The organism is Micromonospora sp. BL4 (assembly GCF_003667505.1).
GTDB lineage: Bacteria > Actinomycetota > Actinomycetes > Mycobacteriales > Micromonosporaceae > Micromonospora.
The window spans coordinates 1-1,425 of the sequence record NZ_RCVJ01000190.1; the positions used below are offsets into that span (position 1 = coordinate 1).

Genomic DNA, 1,425 nt, shown 5'->3' on the forward strand with positions numbered 1-1,425 from the left:
GGGGAAGAGTAGGCAGGTGCTGGTGGCGTGGGCGATGAGACGGGAGTCGGCGTCGGTGAGGCGGGCCTCGGCCAGGGCCGTGCGGCGGCCACGCTGGAGCACGGTGCCCTCGCAGCGCAGGATTCCGCTCGCGACGGTGACCGGGCGGAGGAACTTCACGCTCAGGTCCAGCGAGGTGTAGCCGACGCCGGCGGGCAACGTGGTGTGCACGGCGCAGCCCGCGGCGGTGTCCAACAGGGTGGAGATGACGCCACCGTGGACGGTGCCCAGCGGGTTGTAGTGGAACTCCTGCGGGACCAGTTCGACCGTGACCCGACCCTCGTCGGCCTCCATCCGCGCCATGTCGATCAGCTGACTCACCGGCGGCGCGGCCAGTTCCCCGGCGATCATCGCCCGGATCAGGTCGAGGCCGGCGCGTCGACCGACCTGCGCCGCGTTGACCGCCGGGTCCGACCAGGTGAAGGTACGGCTGCGCGTCGGCTCCTGAGTCTGTGTCATGGACGCAGCGTCGCAGCACGTTGCTGAGTCTGTCAATAAGACCTAGCCTGGTCGGATGAGACCCGCGGCACTGGACTGGTCGGTGGAGAACTGCACCATCGCCCGCGCGATGGAGGTCCTCGGTGAGCGGTGGACCCTCGTGGTGCTCCGCGAGGTGTTCAGTGGCGTACGCCGCTTCGACGACATGCGGGTGCGCACCGGGATCCCGCGTCAGGTGCTGACCAACCGGCTGGCCACCCTGGTGGAGCAGGGCGTGCTGCGCCGCGAGCCGTACCGGGAGCCGGGCAGCCGGCTGCGCCACGAGTACCGGCTGACGGAGAAGGGCCTGGACCTGTGGCCGGTGCTGGTCGCCGTGCTCGAGTGGGGTGACCGCCACCTCGCCGACCCGGAGGGCTCGCCGCTGAGCGTGTCGCACCGGGACTGCGGCGCGGACGTGCGCATCGAGCTGCGCTGTGCGGACGGGCACGGGGTGAGCCAGCCCCGCGATGTCGTGCCCCGCCCGGGCCCCGGCGCCCGTCGCCGTACCCCCTGACGCCGACCGCCGACCGCCGTACCCCCTGCCGTCGACCGCAGACCCAGACCGCAGACCGCAGACCGCAGACCGCAGACCGCAGACCGCCGACCGCCGACCGTCGCCGCGCCCGCGAATCTGCAACGGCAGCTGTGTCCGGACGGAATTTGGCGGTGCTGCGGTGTGACGGTGTGCGTCGCCAGCGTGTCAGGGGTGTTGCGGCCAGGTGGCCGGTGAAGATCGGCGAATCCGGGCGAAAGCAGGTCTTGCCAATGATCTTATGTATGTGAATACTTCAGTTCACTTGGCCGGTTTCCCCAGATCGGCCGGGTTGCCCCCAGCGGGTTCGCCGCCCCGGCGAGACCCGTTCCCCCGCCCAGGAGGTTTGTTACATGCGACCCACGAGGTCCTCACTC

General features: G+C 70.5%; 2 protein-coding genes. One reads left to right on the forward strand and one right to left on the reverse strand.

Features of this window, described 5'->3' with window-relative positions:
- Positions 1-498, reverse strand: a 498-nt coding sequence (locus EAD89_RS25400) for a PaaI family thioesterase (protein WP_147458868.1), incomplete at its 3' end; no start/stop codon positions are given.
- Between the two features lie 55 nt (positions 499-553).
- Between EAD89_RS25400 and EAD89_RS25405 the strand changes: the two genes are divergently transcribed.
- The gene (locus EAD89_RS25405) at positions 554-1,030 is read left to right on the forward strand and encodes a helix-turn-helix domain-containing protein (protein WP_121677467.1); all 477 of its coding nucleotides are present in this window, start codon (positions 554-556) and stop codon (positions 1,028-1,030) included.
- The last annotated feature ends 395 nt before the right edge of the window (positions 1,031-1,425 follow it).

Bases quoted from the DNA above. Each gene is read 5' to 3' on its own strand.
- EAD89_RS25405 (WP_121677467.1), top strand. From the start codon at position 554: ATGAGACCCGCGGCACTGGACTGGTCGGTGGAGAACTGCACCATCGCC.